This is a genomic window from Actinoplanes sp. NPDC048791 (genome assembly GCF_040650095.1).
In the GTDB taxonomy this organism is placed as follows: Bacteria; Actinomycetota; Actinomycetes; order Mycobacteriales; family Micromonosporaceae; genus Actinoplanes.
In genome coordinates this window covers 1-2,388 of record NZ_JBEZGQ010001171.1, presented here as the reverse complement: position 1 = coordinate 2,388, position 2,388 = coordinate 1, and the positions used below count along the sequence as shown (strand labels likewise).

Sequence of the window (2,388 nt, the reverse complement as noted above, 5' to 3'; positions counted from 1 at the left end):
GTATCACCAGGTCAACGGATGTGCCGGGCTGCCCGACGCCGATCCGCGCCTCATCTCCTCCCCTTTCTGGGAGCAGATCTGACACCCCCAGCCGGCCGGCCTGCTCGAAGTCCAGGTCGACGCAGGGCAGGCCGAGCGGTTCGGCCGGCAGGCCGATCAGGATCACCGGTACGGCGAGCCCGGCGGCGACCGGGATCCGGGCGTCGTGCGTCTCGATGTCCATCAGCACGATCGCGTCGCACAGGGAACGGGCGGCCAGCCGGGTCAGCCCGGCCGAGCCCTCGTCGCGGGTGACCAGCAGGATGTCGTGGTCCTGCTCGCGGGCGCAGTTGGCGATGGTCTCGATGAACGGCAGCAGCCCGGAGGTGTCGGCGTCGGGCCCGAACGGCACGACCAGGCCGATCACCCGGGTGCGCTGGCTCTTGAGGGCGCGGGCACCGGCGTTGGGCTGGAAGGCGAGCTCCGCGATCGCCGACTCGACGCGGCGGCGGGTCTCGGCCGAGATCGACCGGCGGCCGCTCATCACGTACGAGACCGTGCTCTGCGAGACGCCGGCCAGCCGGGCCACGTCTCTGCTGGTGACCATGCCTGGGCTCACCTCCCGTCGTCGATACGTATCGACGGCCTGCGGACGAGACTAACCGGGGGTCGTCCTTGCGCTCAAGAGCCCGCCGGCGCACAGGATGTCGCGGGTCGTCGGGGCGATCAGTTCGTTGTGCAAACGGGGTGAGCTCGTCGTCGGCGCTCAAGGTACGCACGTCATCGCTCACCGTCACCGTCGCTTCGGTCGGCAGTGATCCGACTCGCCTGCGGATCCCGCGACACCCGGCGGCGCGACAGGACGGATTACCGTGCAGCGATCGGGTACACCCGGACCCGATGCGAACTGAAGGGAAGTGCGGGCATGAAGGTGTGCGTCGTAGGAACCGGCTACGTGGGTCTCACCACCGGCGTCAGCCTGGCGTTTCTCGGGCACGACGTCACCTGCGTGGACCTCGACCAGGCCAAGGTCGACCTGCTCAGCGGGGGCCGCTCGCCGATCTACGAGCCGCACATGGACGCCCTGCTGGCCGACTCGGCCGAGCGGATGACCTTCACCACCGACTACAGCGCGGCCGTGCCCGGCGCCGACGTGGTGTTCATCGCCGTGCAGACCCCGTCGCTGCCGGACGGCAACCCCGACCTGCAGTACCTGCGCTCGGCCGCGGAAAGCGTGGGGCAGCACATCGACGGCGAGTTCACCGTCGTGATCAACAAGTCGACCGTGCCGATCGGCAGCAGCAACTGGGTCGACTCGATCCTGCGCGAGTCGTTCGAGCGCACCCACGAGCGGCGCAGCGACGGTGAGTTCTCGGTCGCCTCGAACCCGGAGTTCCTGCGCCAGGGCGCGGCGATCCAGGACACCCTCTACCCGGACCGGATCGTGGTCGGCTCGGACAACCCGCGCAGCCTCGACGTGCTCAACCGGCTCTACCGCACGATCCTGAACCAGACGTTCACCCCGCCGACCTACCTGCCGCGCCCGGCGGAGCTCGGCGCGGTGCCGATGGTCTCGACCGACCTGGCCTCGGCCGAGCTGATCAAGTACGCCGCCAACGCCTTCCTGGCCCTCAAGATCAGCTTCGCCAACGAGATCGGCCAGCTGGCCGGCAAGGTCGGCGCGGACATCTCCCAGGTCACCCGGGGCATCGGCCTCGACACCCGGATCGGGCCGCGCTTCCTGCAGCCGGGCATCGGCTGGGGCGGCTCCTGCTTCGGCAAGGACACCGCCGCGCTGATCGCCACCAGCGCCGAGTACCACCACGCCATGCCGATCGTCACCGCCGCCCGCGAGGTCAACCAGATGCAGCGCCGGCTGGTCGTGGACCGGCTGCTGGACGAGCTGCGCATCCTCAAGGGCCGCAAGATCGGGCTGCTCGGGCTCGCGTTCAAGCCGAACACCGACGACATGCGCGACGCGCCGGCCCTCGACATCGCGCGGATGCTGCTCGACCGCGGCGCCCGGATCCGGCTGCACGACCCGGTCGCCGCCGAGCGTTTCCGCCGCGAGCAGCCGGACCTGGTGCCGTACCTGGCCGGCGAGGTCGAGGAGATCTTCGACGACAGCGACGCGGTCGTGCTGGTCACCGAGTGGTCGGAGTACCTCGACCTGGACTGGGCGAAGTTCGCGTCGCTGATGCGGACCCCGGTCGTGCTGGACGGCCGGCACTGCCTGGATCCGGAGCGCCTGGCCAAGCTCGGCTACCGCTACCTGTCGGTCACCGGCCGCTGATCGGCGGCGCAGGGCCGGTCAGCGCAGGGCCGGTCAGCGCAGGGCCGGTCAGCTCAGGGCAGGGCGGCGCGCCAGGACTCGACGAGCGCGGCGTCCACCGGGGCGTCCCAGCGGCC

General features: G+C 70.6%; 2 protein-coding genes. One reads left to right on the top strand and one right to left on the bottom strand.

What is annotated here, in order from left to right:
• The coding region (locus tag AB0C29_RS43850; RefSeq protein ID WP_360833641.1) for a LacI family DNA-binding transcriptional regulator at positions 1-586 on the bottom strand (586 nt) is incomplete at its 3' end.
• Between the two features lie 318 nt (positions 587-904).
• Here AB0C29_RS43850 and AB0C29_RS43845 point away from each other — a divergent pair.
• Positions 905-2,272, top strand: coding sequence for a UDP-glucose/GDP-mannose dehydrogenase family protein (locus AB0C29_RS43845; protein ID WP_360544215.1), 1,368 nt, complete (start codon positions 905-907; stop codon positions 2,270-2,272).
• Positions 2,273-2,388: the final 116 nt, after the last annotated feature.